This is a genomic window from Mesorhizobium sp. CNPSo 4670 (assembly GCF_057784235.1).
The window spans coordinates 133,441-148,791 of sequence record NZ_JBWJFQ010000013.1 but is presented as its reverse complement, the minus strand read 5'-3'; the positions used below and the strand labels follow the sequence as shown (position 1 = coordinate 148,791).

The following is a 15,351-nucleotide window of genomic DNA, read 5'->3' as shown; positions in this document are numbered from 1 at the left end:
CGATCCCGACACGACGTCGATAAAAAAATCTGGGTGCCGCGCATTTGGTAACCGCCCTTGCCGCCGGTCAGCTTTCGCGCACCGTCAGCCATCGCAGCACGAGAGCTTCCTCGCCATCGAGGCCGTCTATCGAGCGCTTATGCTTGTTGGCTTGCGCCATTTCGTCGAGCAATCGTCCTTGCGACCAGGCCTCGAACACCTGCGGATGGATGTAGCATTTGCGGCAGACGGCGCGCGTATTGCCCAGCCGCTCGGCGACCTTGTCGATGACGCTGTTCATCACCCGCTTTTGCTGCGCCTGGCTTTCCGGCAATTCCGCCTGCGCAAACAGTGACGCGGCGTGGATGGTGCCGCCCCAGGTGCGGAAGTGCTTGGAGCTGAACGCATCGCCGGCGGCCTCCCTGATATAACAGTTGACGTCCTCTGAACGGACCGGCCGCCTGTTGCCGTCTTCATCGAGATACTGGAACAGTTTCTGGCCCGGCAGGTCCTGTGCTCCGCGCACGATCCCGGCGATGCGGCGATCGACCAGCTTCAGCTTCCACTCCTTGCCGGACTTGCCCTTGAAGGCGAAGCGCAGGCTTGAACCGACGATGTCGACGTGGCGGTCGCGCAATGTGGTCAGCCCGAAACTCTTGTTGTCGCGGGCGTAGGCGGCGTTGCCGACGCGGATCATCGTGTTGTCGAGCAGCCAGACGACGGCGGCGACGACACGCTCCAGCGGCAGGCCGCGACGGCGCAGATCGCTGTCGATCCGGCGCCGCAGGGCCGGCAGGCTTTCCGCAAAGGCGACAAGGCTCGAATATTTGGCGCCGTCGCGTTCTTCGGCCCATTGCGGATGGTAGCGGTACTGCTTGCGTCCGCGCTGGTCCCTGCCGGTCGCCTGGATATGGCCGTGGGCGTCCGGCGAAATCCACACATCCGTCCAGGCCGGCGGAATGACGATCGCCTCGATGCGCGCCCGCGTGACGTCGGGAACTGGCCGCCCGTCCGGTCCCTTGTAGGAAAACCCCTTGCCTGTTTTAAGCCGTCTTATACCGGGCTCGGCATCGCTGACATAGGTAAGCGATGCATGATCGGCCGAGGTTTGCGCTCCGTTCTTCGGCACAGCATCTTCGTCAGCCGGCCGGCCGTGCGACAATCCGGATTTTTGCAGCATGTCTGCTCCACGCAAATATCCGTAGATAAGCTGCGGGCCGATTGCTGGTTCCAAAGGTCGTGCGAAAAGCCGGCGACAGCGCGGGAACCGACCCTGCTTTCAGGCTTTTTCGAGCACGACCGGGATGACGTCGACAGCCTGTTCGCCCACCTGTCCGCCGGTGGTCTTGAGCACGCCGACGATCGGCGCCACGTCCGAATAGTCGCGGCCGTAGCCGACGGTGATGTGGTCGTTGCTGGCCCGCATGCCGTTGGTCGGATCGAATTCCTGCCAGCCGGCGTCGCGCCCGCACCAGACCTTGACCCAGGCATGCATGGCATCGGCGCCTTCCAGCCGAGGCTTGCCCTTCGGCGGGATGGTGCGCAGGAAGCCGCTGACATAGCCGGCCGGAATACCAAGCCCGCGCAGGCCGGCGATCATGATGTGCGAAAAATCCTGGCAAACGCCGCGCTTCAGCCTGAAGGCGTCGCTGGCCCGGGTCCGCACCGTCGTCGCCTCGCCGTCATAGGTGAAATCGCGATGGATGCGATTGCACAGGTCCATCGCCGTTCCGGCGGCGGAGCCGCCGACGCTGCCTTGCGCATAGAGGGTGATCGCACCATCGATGCCGGCATGGGTGCTGCCCGTCAGGAAATGATGCGGTGCATCCGACGCCAGCGACCGCACCGCAGCGAGTTCCTGCCTGAGCCGGCCGATATCGGGCGACACGTCGAGCCCGGGCTCGGGCCGCGACACCGATACGCGTGCGCTCATCCTTATGTCGAGCGCGTCATGCGCGTCGCGAAAGGCGATCGAGGTGACGTTGTTGCTGAAGAAGTCCAAAAAATCCGAACGCTCGTTGGGCGCCGGCGCAAAGGACAATGACGCGGCGATGACGCGCTGTACTCCGGAAATCGTCGATGGCAGCACGCGGATCTGGTGGCGGCCGCCGCCGGCCGCCGCGGCATAGTCGTAATGGAGATGGAGCCGGATGTCGTACAGCATGCGCTACTTTTCTTGTCTTGGCGCAGGGTCTTGTCGCAAAACCATGTGACCCTTTTGCGGAACCTGCCTAGCCGAAATAGGCTTTGGCAAGGCTGTTGTAGAGGCCGCCGATTTCATAGGCGAGATCGTCCAGCGCCTTTGCCGTCATGTCCGAAGGCTCCTTGATGGCAATCTGGGTGTTGAGCTGCAGGATCTCTTTGGCCGCCGGCGACATGTGCCCCTCGCCGCCGAGCGACGGCAACAGGCCGATCTCTGCCTTCAGCCTTTCGAGCTGGAACAGGATGGAGCGCGGATTGAGCGGGTCGAGCGCCAGGAGGTCCACCACCGTGCGCCGGCCGGCCTGCACCGGATATTGCCGGCGGTGGGTCATCACGCTGTCGCCGATCTCCAGCATCATGTCGAGCGCGCCGTCCGGCGCCTTGGCGCCGGTCAGCCGGGACAGCGTGCGGGCGATCTGGATGCCGCGCTCCAGCCGCCGGCCGATCTCGAGGAAACGCCAGCCGGCGAAGCGGTACATGTTCTCATGCAAAAGGCCGGAGAAACCGGCGAGCTTGCGCAGGATGACCGTCATGGCCCGCGTCGCGTCGTCGCCGGGCGCCACCGTCGTGGCGAACTGATGGATGGTCTTCGACAGATCCTTGAGCGCCAGCCAGCCATCGGGTGAGAACCGGTCGCGGATCTGCCCGGCGCTGTAGACGGCGCTATCCAGCGTGCCGATCAGTCCCAACGGGATCGCCGTCTCGACGTCGATGCCGAAAGGCTCGAGATAATCCCTGATGTCGGCAAGCAGCGGCATGTCAGGATCGGAGGTCTCGGCGAGCCGCACATGATAGGCGCGCAGGATGCGCACCGTGTCTTCCGACCGTTCGATGTAGCGGCCGAGCCAGGTCAGGTTTTCCGCCGCGCGGCTGGGCAGGCTGCCCGGCCTGGTGCGGATGAAGCTGTCGCCCTCTTGCGGCAGCAGCGTCTCGCGCTCCACCGGTCTGTCGCTGACCACCCAAACGTCAGCCGCCTGGCCGCCACGTTGCATGGCGATCGCCGTCGGATCGAGCGACAGGCCGACGCGGGCAAAACCGCCTGGCATCACCGTCCAGCCCTCGGGCGTTCGCGCCAGATAGACGCGCAGGCTCGCCGGCCGAGGCTCCAGCCAGCCGCCGACAAAGACGGGAGTCGTCGAAAGCGTCACCGCTTCCTGGCCGACGAAGGCGCCGCCTTCGCCTTCGATGCGCGCCACCAGCTCCGCCCGTTCCCCGGCGGACAGCGCCGAGCCGAGCTTCGTCTGGTTGTCATCCTCGAAGGCAAGCCGTGTCGACAGCGCCGGACCGATCACCATGCGGTCGATATTGGCCAGGACATGCGCGCGCTCCGTCGCCTGCCCGCACCACCAAGTCGCGACGCTCGGCAGCAGCAATTCCTCGCCCCGCAAGGCGCGCGAAATCTTGGGCAGGAAGGCGAGCAGCGCGCGTGTTTCCATCAAGCCGGAGCCAAGCGCGTTGACGGTCGCAACCGCGCCCTGGCGGATCGCCTCGACCAGGCCAGGCGTGCCGATCTGCGAATCCGAGCGCAGTTCAAGCGGATCGGCGAAGGCTGCGTCAAGCCGCCGCCACAACACGCTGATCGGCATCAGGCCGGAGACCGTGCGCACCATCAGCCTGCCGCCGGAGACGGTCAGGTCCTCGCCTTCGAGCAGCATGATGCCGAGATAGCGGGCGATATAGGCGTGTTCGTAATAGGTTTCGTTGAGCGGCCCCGGCGTCAGGATGGCGACACGGCCTTCGGTTTCCTTGGCCATGCCGATCAGCGCATCGCGAAAACGGCGGAAGAAGCCGGCAAGGCGATGCACATGCATCTCGCCATAGATATCGGACAGCGCGCGTGTGGTGGCGACGCGGTTCTCCAGCGCAAAGCCGGCGCCGGATGGCGCCTGGGTGCGGTCGCCCAGCACCCACCATTGGCCGTCGGGCCCACGGCCGAGCTCGAAAGCGCAGAAATGCAGGAAATGGCCGCCCGCCGGCCTGGTGCCGACGACAGGCCGCAAATATTCGGGGCTGGCCGCGATCAATCCCGCCGGCAAGATGCCTTTTTCGACCAGCCGGTTTGGCCCGTAAATATCGGCAATCGTCTCTTCGAACAGTTCGGCGCGCTGCACGAGGCCGGCGCTGATCGCGGCCCACTCGCCCTCTTCGATCAGAACCGGGACATGCGCCAGCGGCCATTCGCGCTCATTGGCGCCGGCCTTGTCATAGACGCGATAATAGACGCCGGCGTCGCGCAGATACTGGTCGGCGCGGGCGAATCGCTGGCCGAGCTTTTCAGCCCCCAGTTCGTCGAGCGCCTCGATGAAGTGCTTCCAAACCGGGCGGGGATTGCCTGAGGCGTCGACCATCTCGTCGACGACGCCGTCGATCGGCTGGTAGTGCTCCAGCAAGCTGTGGACCTGCGGCTTGCCGCGTACCCTCTTGTGATTCCCCTTTGCCATCGTTGATCAGAGTCTTGCCGGCCGCCGAAGGTCAAGGGTCATCGGGAAATCTTCCGCCGGTTGTTCTTCACGCAGCACATAGCCGGACGGCGTATGGCCGCGCGGTTCGAAGCGGGCGAGCCGCCGTGCTTCCGCCTCGTTGCCGTTCACCGGGAACGTATCGTAGTTGCGCCCACCCGGATGCGCGACATGGTAGACGCAGCCGCCGACCGCGCGGCCCGACCAGCGGTCATAGATGTCGAAGACCAGCGGTGTGTTGACCGGCAGCGCCGGATGCAGGCCCGAAGCCGGCTGCCACGCCTTAAAGCGCACGCCCGCCACCGCCACCTCGCGGTTGTCGGTGACCTTCATCGGCACGATGCGGCCGTTACAGACCACAGCATGACGCTCGGGGTTCAGCCCCTCGGTCTTGACCTGCAGCCGTTCGACCGAGGAATCGACGAAGCGCACGGTGCCGCCGATCGCCCCTTGCTCGCCCATTACGTGCCACGGCTCGAGCGCCTGCCGCAGTTCCAGCTTGATGCCGGCGTGCTGAACCTCGCCGCAGAACGGGAAGCGGAATTCGAGCTGAGCATCGAACCATTCCGGACGGAACTCGAAGCCGCTGAGCTTGAGATCGTCGAGCACGTCGAGAAAATCCGCCCAGACATGGTGCGGCAGCATGAAACGATCATGCAGCGAGGTGCCCCAGCGCACGAAGCGGCCGTCGAGCGGGTTCTTCCACGCGCGGGCAATAATGGCACGGACCAAGAGCTGCTGCGCCAAGCTCATGCGCGCATTGGGCGGCATCTCGAAGCCGCGGAACTCGACCAGGCCGAGCCGACCGGTCGGTCCGTCCGGCGAGAACAGCTTGTCGATGCAGATCTCCGAGCGGTGCGTATTGCCCGTGACATCGGTCAACAGGTTGCGGAACAGACGGTCGACCAGCCACGGCAAAGGTGCCGCGCCCTGGTCGGGATGCGGCACCTGCGCCATCGCGATCTCGAGCTCGTAGAGCGAGTCGTGACGCGCTTCGTCGAAGCGCGGCGCCTGGCTGGTCGGGCCGATGAACAGGCCGGAGAACAGGTAGGACAGCGACGGATGCCGCTGCCACTGCAGCACCAGGCTCTTCAACAAATCGGGCCGGCGCAGGAACGGGCTGTCATTGGGTGTCGCGCCACCGACGACAACATGATTGCCGCCACCCGTGCCGGTGTGGCGTCCGTCGATCATGAACTTGTCGGCGCCAAGCCGGGTCTGACGCGCCTCCTCATAGATCGCCGTCGTCGTCGCCACGCAATCCTGCCAGTTGGCGGCGGGATGGATGTTGACCTCGATGACACCGGGATCGGGCGCGACGCGGATGACGTTGAGGCGCGGATCGTGCGGCGGACCATAGCCTTCGATATGCACCGGCAGGCCGATCGCCCGCGCTGCATTCTCGGCGGCAGCGACGAGTTCGAGATAGTCTTCCAGCGCCTCGACCGGCGGCATGAACACGCAGAGCCGCCCGTCGCGCGGCTCGACCGAGAGTGCGGTGCGCACCGCGCCGCCGATCTCGGTGATTTCTTGCTCGACCCGGTCCTGTTGGCCGCTTGCCGCGGTGAACGACACCGCCTGCTGGCGTCGCGCCATTTCGTCGGCGCCTTCGAATTCGGCCGGAGCCGATTCGGGCAGGATCGCATCGCGCGCCGGCAGCGGCCCGCGCGGCAGCGACGGATCGACCGGCACGATATAGGGGAACTGCGCCGGCGGCACATAGGGAAGCGTGCCAAGCGGCAAGCGATAGCCGACCGGGGAATCTCCCGGCACCAGGAACAGCCGGCCGCGCCGCGTCTTCCACTTTTCCGAACGCCAGCGTGGTCCCGACGCCTGGCTGTTCCAGCGCTGTACCGGCAGCACATAGCCCGACGGCTGGGTCAGCCCGCGCTCGAACACTTTCGCCATGCGGCTGCGCTCTTCCGGATCCTCCAGCTTGGAATTGGACGGATCGACATTGTCGGGCAGCTTGCCTTCCTTGAGCAGCCACTCGGCCGGATCCTCATAGGCTTCGCTGACCATGGACTTTTCGATGCCAAGCTCGCCGGCAATCGCGGTCAGCAGGCTCTCGGCCTGCTTCGGTCCAACATCGGCCTCGCTCTTTTCCCGCGCGATCAGCGACGGGTCGCTCCACACCGGCTCACCATCGGCGCGCCAGTAGAGCGAGAAGGTCCAGCGCGGCAGGCTCTCGCCCGGATACCATTTGCCCTGGCCGTAATGCAGAAAGCCGCCCGGCGCGAAACGTTCGCGCAGCCGTCGGATCAGCGCATCGGCCTTTTCGCGCTTGGTCGGCCCGACGGCAGCGGTGTTCCACTCCGCGGATTCGAAATCGTCGATCGAGACGAAGGTCGGCTCGCCGCCCATCGTCAGCCGCACGTCCCCTTCCGCAAGCGCTGCATCGACCTTGTTGCCGAGCGCATCGAGCGCCTGCCAGCTTTCATCCGAGAACGGCTTGGTGATGCGCGGATGTTCGGCGATACGGTCGACCCGCATCTCGAAGCCGAACTCGACATTGGCAAAGCTCGCCATGCCGGAAATCGGAGCGGCATTGCGAAAATGCGGCGTGGCGGCGAGCGGCACATGGCTCTCGCCGGTGAGCAGGCCGGAGGTCGGATCGAAGCCGATCCAGCCGGCGCCGGGAAGATAGACCTCGCACCAGGCATGCAAATCGGTGAAGTCGACCGCAGTGCCAGGTGGTCCGTCCAGCGCGACGAGATCCGGCTTGAGCTGGATCAGATAGCCGGACACGAAGCGCGCGGCGATGCCGAGATTGCGCAGGATCTGCACCAGCAGCCAGCTTGAATCGCGGCACGAGCCTTTTTTCGCGGCCAGCGTCTCTTCCGGCGAGAACACACCGGTCTCCATGCGCACGATATAGGCGATTTCGCGCTGCAGCCGGGCATTGAGATCGACGAGGAAATTGACGGTATTCTTTGCGCTGCGGTCGATGGTCGCAAGCAAGGCCGAAAGCAGCGGACCTGCCGGCTCCGGCGTGCGGTAGATGGCAAGATCGTCTCGGATCTCTTCCGGGTACTCGAACGGAAATGCCTCGGCCGACGGCTCGACGAAGAAATCGAACGGATTGTAGACCGTCATGTCGGCGACGAGGTCGACCTCGATCTTAAGCTCCGTCACCGGCTCGGGAAAGACGAAACGGGCGAGGAAGTTGCCGTAAGGATCCTGCTGCAGATTGACGAAGTGGTTCGCCGGCTCGACCTTCAGCGAATGGCTCAACACCTTGGTGCGGGAATGCGGCGCCGGCTGCAGCCTGATGATCTGCGGCCCGAGAACCACCGGCCGGTCATATTTGTAATGGGTCAGGTGGTAGACAGCTGCCAGAATTGCCATGGAGCCCCGGAATTCAGCGTTTCAAACGATTTCGCTGAACCCTGACACAAATGGCGGCCATTCTCCAAGCAGAGATGTTGCGGTGCACCTAATTTAAACAGGTGTTGCCGGCCTAGAAAAACGCCTGCAGGCCCGTCTGCGCCCGTCCCAGGATCAATGCATGCACGTCATGCGTGCCTTCATAGGTGTTGACCGTCTCCAGGTTCTGCGCGTGGCGCATGACGTGGTAACCGATCTGGATGCCGTTGCCGCCATGCATGTCTCGGGCCTGGCGGGCGATGTCGAGCGCCTTGCCGCAATTGTTGCGCTTGACGATCGAGATCATCTCCGGCGCCATCTTGCCTTCATCCAGCAGCCGCCCGACGCGCAGGCTCGCCTGCAATCCAAGCGCGATCTCGGTCTGCATGTCGGCGAGCTTCTTCTGGTAAAGCTGCGTGCCGGCCAGCGGCTTGCCGAACTGCTTGCGGTCGAGACCGTACTGGCGGGCGCGGTGCCAGCAATCTTCCGCGGCACCCATCGAGCCCCAGGAAATGCCGAAGCGGGCGCGGTTGAGGCAACCGAACGGGCCGCCAAGGCCCTTGGCGTTGGGCAGAAGCGCGTCCTCGCCGACCTCGACGCCTTCCATCACCACTTCGCCGGTGATCGAAGCCCGCAGCGACAGCTTGCCGCCGATCGTCGGCGCCGACAGCCCCTTCATGCCCTTTTCCAGCACGAAGCCACGGATCTGGTTGTCATGCGCCGATGATTTCGCCCAGACGACGAACACATCGGCGACCGGCGAGTTGGAAATCCACATCTTCGAGCCGGAGAGCCTGTAGCCGTTGGCGGTCTTCTCGGCGCGCGTCTTCATGCCGCCCGGGTCGGAGCCGGCATCCGGCTCGGTCAGGCCGAAACAGCCGATCCACTCGCCGCTGGCGAGCTTGGGCAGATACTTCTTGCGCTGCTCATCGGAGCCATAGGCGTAGATCGGATACATCACCAGCGACGACTGCACGCTCATCATCGAGCGATAGCCGGAATCGACGCGCTCCACTTCGCGCGCCACCAGCCCATAGGTCACGTAGTTGGCACCAAGCCCGCCAAACTCCTCGGGAATGGTGATGCCGAGCAGGCCGGCCCCGCCCATTTCGCGAAAGATCGCCGTGTCGAAGGTCTCGTTGAGATAGGCGTCCTCGATCCGCGGCGCCAGCTTGTCGGCGGCAAAGGCCGCGGCACCATCGCGCACCATGCGCTCGTCTTCCGAAAGCTGGTCCTCGATCAGGAACGGGTCTTCCCAGACAAATGCATTCTTGTCGTCGGCCATGGCTCTCTCCCAACTGATGCAGGTCGCCCAAAAGTGTCAGCGGTTTTGGGATGACGACATGCATGAAGCAAAATCTTGGCCCGGCTTATCGGCCCGCGGCCCGAAAAAATCAAACGAAATTGCTTCGCCGATCAATGAGCGTTAGTAATGGATGATGAGTGTCCAGCGTCGCCTCCTACCCAACATCAGCGCCCTTGCCGCCTTCGAGGCAGTGGCCCGCCTCGGCAGTTTCACCGCCGCCGCCCAGGAGCTCGATCTGACCCAGGGCGCGGTCAGCCGGCAGATCAGATTGCTGGAAGACCAGTTCGGCCGCCGGCTGTTCGACCGTGACAGCCGCAATGTCAGGCTGTCGACGGCGGGCGAAATCTATGCCGATGCGGTGCGGTCAGCGCTTGGCCAGTTGCGTGACGCCGCCCTTGGATTGATGAGCAATCGGCATAGCGGCATCCTAAACCTTGCCATCTTGCCGACCTTCGGCACGCGCTGGCTGATGCCGATGATCCCCGATTTCGTCGAAACCAATCCCGACATCACCATCAACTTCGTCACCCGCGTCGGCCGCTTCGACTTCGCCCGCGAGCGGCTGGATGCCGCCATCCACTACGGCCTGCCGGACTGGCCGGAGGCCGATTCGACGCTGCTGGTGCGCGAAACGGTGGCACCGGTCGTGTCGCCCGAATTTCTCGCCGGCCGCGCCATCGCCACGCCGGCCGATATCGGCCGCTTGCCGCTGCTGCACATGACGACGCGCCCAGGCGCCTGGACCGAATGGTTCGAGCACCAGGGCCTGAGCGCGCCGACCGGACCGGGAATGCAGTTCGAACAGTTCGGCACCGCCGCGCAGGCCTGCATGGCGGGGCTCGGCGTCGCCTTGCTGCCGCTGATCCTCATCGCTGGCGAATTGCAGCGCGGCCAACTGGTGCCCGCGCCCGGCCAGCCCATGCAAAGCCGCAGCGCCTATTATCTCGTCGTCCCGCACGACAAGCGCGGCCACCCGCCGGTCGCCAGCTTTCGCGACTGGCTGCTCAATCATCTGGCCGAGTAGCTACTTCCGCTTCAGCGCATCGGCCAGCGCCGCGCCGAACGCGCCTTGCTGCGCCGGCCGTTCCGCCTGACGCTGCGGTGCGGGCGAACGCGGCGCTGGCTTGCCACCCATGGTGTCATGTGGCCCGCTTCTCGATGCGCCGCCCTCGCCGCCATCCCTGCGCATAGAGAGGGCGATGCGCTTGCGCTTGATGTCGACATCGACGACGCGCACCTTGACCACGTCACCTGCCTTGACCACCTCATGCGCGTCCTTGATGAAACGGTCGGCCAGTTGCGAGACATGCACCAGCCCGTCCTGGTGCACACCAATATCGACGAAGGCGCCGAAGGCGGCAACATTGGTGACGGTGCCTTCCAGCAGCATGCCGGGCTTCAAATCCTTGATGTCGTCGATGCCGTCGGCGAAGGTCGCCGTCTTGAAACCGGGGCGCGGATCGCGGCCGGGCTTTTCGAGCTCCGCCAGGATGTCGCGCACCGTCGGCAAGCCGAAACGCTCATCGACGAAGACACGCGGATCGAGTGCCTTCAGCGCGGCACTGTCACCCATCAGCGCGCGCACGTCGCGGCCGCAGGCGGCGACGATCTTCTTGGCCACGCCATAGGCTTCCGGATGCACCGACGAGGCGTCGAGCGGCTCGCCGCCATTGGCAATGCGCAGGAAGCCGGCGGATTGTTCGAACGCGCGAGGTCCAAGGCGGGGCACCTTGAGCAGATCTTTCCGGCTGGCAAACGGTCCGGTCGCATCGCGATGCGCGACGATGGCGTCGGCCAGCGATGCGCCAAGGCCCGAAACGCGGGCCAACAGCGGCGCCGAGGCGGTGTTGAGATCGACGCCAACGGCATTGACCGCATCCTCGACCACCGCCTCCAGCGAGCGGCCAAGCCGGTACTGGTCGACATCGTGCTGGTACTGGCCGACGCCAATCGACTTCGGCTCTATCTTGACCAGTTCGGCCAGTGGATCCTGCAGCCGTCGGGCGATCGACACCGCGCCACGCAGCGACACGTCGAGGCCGGGGAATTCCGCCGCCGCCGTCGCCGATGCTGAATAGACCGAGGCGCCGGCCTCGCTGACGATCACCTTGAGCGGCTTCGGCCCACCATCCGCCGGCAAATCGGACAGCATGTCGGCGACCAGCTTTTCGGTCTCGCGGCTGCCGGTGCCGTTGCCGATCGAGATCAGCTCGACCTTGTGCAGGCGAATGAGTTTTGCGAGCTCCGCCTGCGTGCCGCGCACATCGTTCCTGGGCGGAAACGGATAGACCGTCGTCGTCGTCAGCACCTTGCCGGTGCCGTCGACCACCGCCACCTTGACGCCGGTGCGGATGCCGGGGTCGAGCCCCATGGTGGCACGCGAGCCGGCGGGCGCGGCGAGCAGCAGATCCTTCAGATTGCGGGCAAAGACATGGATCGCTTCCTCTTCCGCCCGCTCGCGCAGATCCCGCATCAAATCGAGCGTCAGGTGCAGCGACAGTTTTATCCGCCAGGTCCAGCCCGCCACCTCCATCAGCCAGCGGTCGCCGGGCAGGCTGCCGCCGATGGCATAGGCGTTGGCGATCATCCGCTCGACCGGCTTCACCGGCGAAGCATCGTCGGCGTCGACCTCGATGTCGAGCGATAGCACTTCCTCGTTGCGCCCACGCAGCATGGCCAGCGCGCGGTGGCTCGGCACATTTGCCCAACGCTCGACATGGTCGAAATAATCGGAGAATTTCGCGCCGGCCTCCTGCTTGCCGTCGACCACCTTGGCGCGCATGAAGGCGCGTTCCTTCATGTAGGTGCGCAATCTGCCGACCAGGTCGGCATTCTCGGCGAACTGTTCCGACAGGATGTCACGCGCGCCCTCAAGCGCTGCCTTGGCGTCGGCAACCTCGTCGGTGACATAGGCCAGCGCCAGTTCGGCCGGCACCAGCGAACGGTCGGCGAGGATGGCTTCCGCCAGCGGCCCCAGCCCGCGCTCCCTGGCGATTTCGGCCTTGGTCCGCCGCTTGGGCTTGTAGGGCAGATAGATATCTTCCAGCTCCGCCTTGGTGGTCGCGGCGACGATCTTGCCTTCAAGCTCGTCGGTCAGCTTGCCCTGCTCGCGAATGGAACCAAGGATAGTGTCGCGGCGCGCATCGAGTTCGCGCAGATAGGCGAGACGCTCCGAAAGCAGGCGCAACTGCGTGTCGTCCAGCCCGCCTGTAACTTCCTTGCGGTAGCGTGCCACGAACGGCACCGTCGCGCCCTCGTCCAGCAGTTCGATCGCCGCCGCGGCCTGTTCGGGCCGCGCGGTGATCTCGGCCGCAATGATGGCTGCGATGCGCTTGATCTCGGATGCCATGTCGTTCCTGCTCTCGTCGAAAAGAGCGGCGACCATAGGCGCAGACATTCAGTCCGCCAACCGCCGCGTTTTCATCAGCCCGGCGGGTCCACAGGAAAGCGCGCACTGATTTGGCGATCAGGCGCGGTCCAAGGTGTGCTGAGATCAGGGTCAGGCTGAGACCATCCGGCTCAGCGCCTCGAAGAAGGCGACGATCTCGATATCGAGCGGATCGTCGACCGGCTCCGGCTGCGACGACATCTTGGCGATCACCACTTCGGTCCTGGGATCGACATAGAGCCATTGGCCGTGGATGCCGATGCCGCAATAGGCGCCGCCCGGCAGACCTGTCTGGTACCATTTGTTCCGATAGCGGCCCTTGGGAAACAGCGGCAGCATCGCGCCGCGCTGCCAGGCTTCCGAATTGCCGCCGGTGGCGGTCGTGTCGCGCACCCAGGCTTCCGGCACGATGCGGGGGCCATTGGCCGTGCCGCCTTGCCGCATCATCTCGCCGACGCGCGCCAGGTCGCGCGGCGTCACCGAAATGCCGCCGGCGGTGCGCGCCGTGCCTTCCATGTCGACGCCGATCGAGGCTTCGCTGACGGCGCCGAGCGGCAGCCACAGTTTCTCGCGCATCAGGTCGGTGAAGCGCTGGCCCGAGGCGCGCTCGAGCAGGATGCCGAGCAGGTCGGAATTGGGCGAGCGGTAGCGGAAGGTCTGGCCATGCGGCTCGGCAAGGCGCTGCAAGGTCAGGATGAATTCGCGCAGGCTTTCGGTGCCACCGCCCGGATTCCACAGCGTGGCGCGGCGGTAGCGAGCAAAGGCACTTTCCGGATCGAGATAGGCCTCCTCGAAATCGAGGCTGACGCTCATGTCGAGCACATGTCGCACGCTCGCGTCGGCATAGGCCGAGCCGGCGGCTTCCGGAATGTACTGCGTCACCGGCGCTTCCGGGTCGAACACGCCCTCGCCTTCCAATATGCCGGCGACAATGGCGGTGAGCGACTTGCTGATCGAAAAGATGATGTGGCGGGCGCCGAAATCCATATGCGGCGCGAACCAGTCGCCGATGACCTTGCCACCCTTCATCACGGTCAGCGCGTCGGTGCTCGAGCGTGCGAGAAAATCAGCCACCGTCTGCGGCGCGCCGGCGATCGTGACCTTGTCGCCCAGCAGGGCGCTGATATCCTCTACTGGTGCCTCGACACCATCCGGCGCGGCTGCCACGGGCGCCGTCGGCACCAGCTCGCCGAGATTCTGGAACGACCACCGGTTGAACGGGTTTTCGCGCCAGTTAGCGAGCAGCACCTCATTGCGGCGGAAGCCGTAGCGGGTCTCGAACGCGGTCTTGCCGGTCATGGCGTTTCCTTCCGGATTTCTTTGGGTTTCTCAGAGGCTGTTTCGAAAGTCGCTCCGGCGATGGCCGCCGGAGTGGGCTTTCAAGCAGCCTCTCAGGCAAGTGCCGCAGCGATGGCATGCACGGCCTTCACCGTCGCCACCGAATAGGCGACATTGCTGAAATCCGGATAAGTCGAAAGCTTCACCACGACCATACTTGTGTTCCAGTCGATGTGGATCATCTGTCCGAACACGCCCCGGCACATCAGCGCGCGCGAGCGCGGATCCTCGATCCAGAACTGGTTGCGGTAGCTGCCTTCGGGCAGGCTGGGATTGAAGTCCGGCCCGTGCCTGCCGTTGCGCGTTGCCTCGATCCAGTCGGCCGGCACCACGCCGCCGCCATTGTCGAGGATCAGCTGGCCGAAGCGGCCATAGTCGCGCAGCGTCGCGTTGAAGCCGCCATCGGCGACCGCATAGCCGGCACTGTCGACGGTGAAACAGGCGCTTTCATCAGCGCCGAGCTTTTGCCAGAGTTCTTCCGAAACCAGCTGTGGCAGACGCTTGCCCGTCACCCGCTCCATGATGAAGGCGAGCACATCGGTCTCGATCGAGCGATATTCGAAGGCCGCACCATGCGGCCGGATCGTTTCCGTGAGGCCGAGGATCAGTTCGAACATGTGCGAGGGCCAGCGAAAGGCCGGATCGCTGCCCGGCGGCACCGGTTTCCACCCGGTCGCGACATCGACTTGACCGATGTCCGAATAGCGGTCGGTGTATTCCTCGGAAAAACGCACCCCGCTGGTCATGTCGAGCACGTGCTGGACACTGGCTCCCGCCCAGCCGGTGACGCTCAGTTCCGGCAGGTAGTCCGTCACCGGCCTGGCCGGATCGATCAGGCCGCGCCCGACCAGTATGCCGAAAACCGAGCCGGTGACCGACTTGGCCATCGACTGCGACAGGTGCAGCGACCGCTCGCCCATGCCGTTGAAATAGCGCTCATAGGCTATCCTGCCGTCCTTGAGCACCAGGAAGCCGTCCGTATAGGTCTCGTCGAGCAACCCGGCGAGCGTCGTCGGCTGGCCCGTGCTGTCCTCGACCGCCAGTCCGTCGAGATCGACTTCGGCGCGTTCGAAGCGATGGCGATGGCCATTGCCGCGCCAGACTTCGGCCGTCGGCAGGAACTCTCGGACATGCTGGAACGCCCACCGGTTCCATGGCGGCCGGTCCCAGTCGAGCTTAGGCAGCACCATGGCAGGCGGCGAGCCCTGCATGATCGGCGGTCGCGGATCGCTGTTGCGATAGGAGTCCATGAAAAGCTATTCCCGGAAAAGAAAAGACCCGGCGGCGTGTGCCGCCGGGTCTGTCATGCAGCG

At 64.9% G+C, this 15,351-nt stretch carries 9 protein-coding genes; 1 reads left to right on the top strand and 8 read right to left on the bottom strand.

What is annotated here, in order from left to right:
* Positions 1 to 67: 67 nt before the first annotated feature.
* From AC0ZT5_RS21685 to AC0ZT5_RS21665, 5 genes are all read right to left on the bottom strand, one after another.
* Complete coding sequence (locus tag AC0ZT5_RS21685) at positions 68 to 1,159, bottom strand: DNA topoisomerase IB (protein ID WP_488498094.1); 1,092 nt, start codon at positions 1,157 to 1,159, stop codon at positions 68 to 70.
* Positions 1,160 to 1,258: 99 nt separating this feature from the next.
* A complete protein-coding gene (locus AC0ZT5_RS21680) occupies positions 1,259 to 2,143 on the bottom strand; it encodes a transglutaminase family protein (protein WP_488498093.1) in 885 nt (294 codons plus the stop codon).
* A 67-nt stretch (positions 2,144 to 2,210) separates the two neighbouring features.
* Positions 2,211 to 4,622 (bottom strand): circularly permuted type 2 ATP-grasp protein, encoded by a 2,412-nt coding sequence (locus AC0ZT5_RS21675; RefSeq protein WP_488498092.1) that lies wholly within the window; start codon positions 4,620 to 4,622, stop codon positions 2,211 to 2,213.
* 6 nt (positions 4,623 to 4,628) lie between these two features.
* The gene (locus AC0ZT5_RS21670) at positions 4,629 to 7,988 is read right to left on the bottom strand and encodes a transglutaminase family protein (RefSeq protein ID WP_488498091.1); all 3,360 of its coding nucleotides are present in this window, start codon (positions 7,986 to 7,988) and stop codon (positions 4,629 to 4,631) included.
* Positions 7,989 to 8,100: 112 nt separating this feature from the next.
* Positions 8,101 to 9,291 (bottom strand): acyl-CoA dehydrogenase, encoded by a 1,191-nt coding sequence (locus AC0ZT5_RS21665; RefSeq protein WP_488498090.1) that lies wholly within the window; start codon positions 9,289 to 9,291, stop codon positions 8,101 to 8,103.
* 154 nt (positions 9,292 to 9,445) lie between these two features.
* Between AC0ZT5_RS21665 and AC0ZT5_RS21660 the strand changes: the two genes are divergently transcribed.
* On the top strand, positions 9,446 to 10,336 hold the full coding sequence (locus tag AC0ZT5_RS21660) for a LysR family transcriptional regulator (protein WP_488498089.1): 891 nt from the start codon (positions 9,446 to 9,448) through the stop codon (positions 10,334 to 10,336).
* Here the strand turns inward: AC0ZT5_RS21660 and AC0ZT5_RS21655 are convergent, their stop codons facing one another.
* The 3 genes from AC0ZT5_RS21655 to AC0ZT5_RS21645 all read right to left on the bottom strand — a co-directional run bounded on the left by AC0ZT5_RS21655 (position 10,337) and on the right by AC0ZT5_RS21645 (position 15,288).
* Positions 10,337 to 12,661 carry a Tex family protein gene (locus tag AC0ZT5_RS21655; RefSeq protein ID WP_488498126.1) on the bottom strand — a complete coding sequence of 775 codons (2,325 nt, stop codon included), beginning with the start codon at positions 12,659 to 12,661 and terminating at the stop codon, positions 10,337 to 10,339.
* 150 nt (positions 12,662 to 12,811) lie between these two features.
* A complete protein-coding gene (locus AC0ZT5_RS21650) occupies positions 12,812 to 13,999 on the bottom strand; it encodes a serine hydrolase domain-containing protein (RefSeq protein ID WP_488498088.1) in 1,188 nt (395 codons plus the stop codon).
* A gap of 92 nt (positions 14,000 to 14,091) precedes the next feature.
* Entirely contained in the window at positions 14,092 to 15,288 is a 1,197-nt protein-coding gene (locus tag AC0ZT5_RS21645) for a serine hydrolase domain-containing protein (protein ID WP_488498087.1), read from the bottom strand.
* Positions 15,289 to 15,351: the final 63 nt, after the last annotated feature.

Coding starts and splice junctions, on each gene's coding strand:
- AC0ZT5_RS21685 (WP_488498094.1), bottom strand. CDS start 1,159: ATGCTGCAAAAATCCGGATTGTCGCACGGCCGGCCGGCTGACGAAGAT.
- AC0ZT5_RS21680 (WP_488498093.1), bottom strand. CDS start 2,143: ATGCTGTACGACATCCGGCTCCATCTCCATTACGACTATGCCGCGGCG.
- AC0ZT5_RS21675 (WP_488498092.1), bottom strand. CDS start 4,622: ATGGCAAAGGGGAATCACAAGAGGGTACGCGGCAAGCCGCAGGTCCAC.
- AC0ZT5_RS21670 (WP_488498091.1), bottom strand. CDS start 7,988: ATGGCAATTCTGGCAGCTGTCTACCACCTGACCCATTACAAATATGAC.
- AC0ZT5_RS21665 (WP_488498090.1), bottom strand. CDS start 9,291: ATGGCCGACGACAAGAATGCATTTGTCTGGGAAGACCCGTTCCTGATC.
- AC0ZT5_RS21660 (WP_488498089.1), top strand. CDS start 9,446: ATGAGTGTCCAGCGTCGCCTCCTACCCAACATCAGCGCCCTTGCCGCC.
- AC0ZT5_RS21655 (WP_488498126.1), bottom strand. CDS start 12,661: ATGGCATCCGAGATCAAGCGCATCGCAGCCATCATTGCGGCCGAGATC.
- AC0ZT5_RS21650 (WP_488498088.1), bottom strand. CDS start 13,999: ATGACCGGCAAGACCGCGTTCGAGACCCGCTACGGCTTCCGCCGCAAT.
- AC0ZT5_RS21645 (WP_488498087.1), bottom strand. CDS start 15,288: ATGGACTCCTATCGCAACAGCGATCCGCGACCGCCGATCATGCAGGGC.